The organism is Streptomyces sp. NPDC027663 (genome assembly GCF_055566415.1).
This window is the reverse complement of sequence record NZ_JBVHSK010000041.1, coordinates 1-2,155: the sequence shown is the minus strand read 5'-3', so window position 1 is coordinate 2,155 and position 2,155 is coordinate 1. Positions and strand designations below refer to the sequence as shown.

The following is a 2,155-nucleotide window of genomic DNA, read 5'->3' as shown; positions in this document are numbered from 1 at the left end:
ATGACCGGGAAGTGGAACGCCATGTGGCACTCGTCGCCGCCGGAGCTGTAGTCGCCGAAGTAGTCGACGACGTCCTCGGGCCACTGGTTGGCCTCGGCGAGGAGCACCTTGTCGGGGTACTGGGCGTCGATCTCCTTGCGCACCCGCTTCAGGAACTCGTGGGTCGCCGGCAGGTTCTCGCAGTTGGTGCCTTCCTCCTGGTACAGGTACGGCACCGCGTCCAGCCGGAACCCGTCGATGCCGAGATCCAGCCAGAACTTCAGCGCGGAGATCATCTCCTCCTGCACGGCCGGGTTCTCGTAGTTGAGGTCCGGCTGGTGCGAGAAGAAGCGGTGCCAGTAGTACTGCTTGCGTACCGGGTCGTACGTCCAGTTGGAGACCTCGGTGTCGACGAAGATGATCCGGGCATCCTGGTACTGCTTGTCGTCGTCGGCCCAGACGTAGTAGTCCCCGTACGGGCCCTGCGGATCCCGCCTCGACTCCTGGAACCACGGGTGCTGGTCGCTGGTGTGGTTCATGACGAAGTCGATGATCACTCGCATGCCGCGCTGGTGGGCGGCGTCCACGAACTCCACGAAGTCGGCCAGGTCACCGAATTCCGGAAGGACGGCGGTGTAGTCCGAGACGTCGTAACCACCGTCCCTGAGCGGTGATTTGAAGAACGGCGGCAGCCAGAGGACGTCCACGCCGAGCCACTGCAGATAGTCGAGCTTGGCGGTCAGGCCCTTCAGGTCGCCGACGCCGTCGCCGTTGCTGTCCTGGAACGAGCGGACCAGCACCTCGTAGAAGACGGCGCGTTTGAACCACTCCGGGTCCCGGTCCTTGGCGGGAGTGTCCTCGAAGGTGTCCGGAACGGGCTCATTGACGATCATATTGTGGGTGACCCTCCGATCTGCGGGGTGGACGGTCGCAGGACGCTGCTGTGCTCATCCGCGGGACGCCGTGTCCCGTCGCCGCCGTGCGGCGGGCCGGACACCCGGCCGACGGTGAGCACATGTGCGCCACCGGGCCCGAGTCGCACATAGTTGGCCCTGCCCCAGTAGTAGGTCTCGCCGGTGAGTTCATCACGCACCGGCACGGACTCGTGCCAGTCCAGGCCGAGTTGTGGCATGTCCAACGAGACCGTCGTCTCCTGGGTGTGGTGGGCGTCGAGGTTGGCGACCACCAGAACCGTGTTCGACCCGCTCCGCTTCGAGTAGGCGATCACCGCGTCCTTGTCGGCGTGGTGGAAGTGCAGATCGCGCAGCTGCTGCAGGGCCGGGCTGCGCCGGCGGACGGCGTTGAGCCGGGTGACGAGCGGCGCGATGCTGCGCCCCTCGCGCTCCGCCGCTTCCCAGTCGCGCGGCTTGAGCTGGTACTTCTCCGAGTCCAGGTACTCCTCGCCGCCCTCCCTGAGCGGGGTGTTCTCGCACAGCTCGTAGCCGCTGTAGATGCCCCAGGAGGGGGAGAGGGTGGCGGCGAGCACGGCCCGCACCTCGAACGCGGGACGTCCTCCCTGCTGGAGGTAGGCGTGCAGGATGTCGGGCGTGTTGGGGAAGAAGTTCGGCCGCATGTAGGCGGCGGCCTCGCCCGACAGCTCGGTCAGGTACTCGGTCAGCTCCCGCTTGCTGTTGCGCCAGGTGAAGTACGTGTACGACTGCTGGAAGCCGACCTGGGCGAGGGTGTGCATCATCGCCGGGCGGGTGAACGCCTCCGCCAGGAAGATCACGTCCGGATCGGACGCATTGATCTCGCCGATGACACGCTCCCAGAAAACGACCGGTTTTGTATGGGGGTTGTCCACGCGGAAGATCCGCACCCCGTGCTCCATCCAGTGCCGCAGCACCCTGACCGTCTCGGCGACCAGGCCGTCCATGTCGGCGTCGAAGGCGATGGGGTAGATGTCCTGGTACTTCTTCGGCGGGTTCTCGGCGTACGCGATCGTCCCGTCCGGGCGGTGGTGGAACCACTCCGGGTGCTTCTGGACCCAGGGGTGGTCGGGGGAGCACTGCAACGCGAAGTCGAGCGCGATCTCCAGGCCCAGCTTCCCCGCCTCGGCGACGAAGTGGTCGAAGTCCTCGAGGGTGCCGAGGTCCGGGTGGACGGCGTCGTGGCCGCCCTCGGGGGAGCCGATCGCCCAGGGCACGCCGACGTCGTCCGGGCCCGCGGTGAGCGT

2 protein-coding genes are annotated in these 2,155 nt (G+C 66.8%); both read right to left on the bottom strand.

Going from position 1 to position 2,155, the window contains the following annotated elements:
* A partial coding sequence (locus ACZ4SF_RS38085; protein ID WP_468393664.1) for an alpha-amylase family glycosyl hydrolase occupies positions 1-872 on the bottom strand: 872 nt, incomplete at its 3' end.
* On the bottom strand, positions 869-2,155 hold a 1,287-nt coding region (locus ACZ4SF_RS38080; protein ID WP_468393661.1), incomplete at its 5' end, for an alpha-amylase family glycosyl hydrolase. The genes ACZ4SF_RS38085 and ACZ4SF_RS38080, both read right to left, overlap by 4 nt.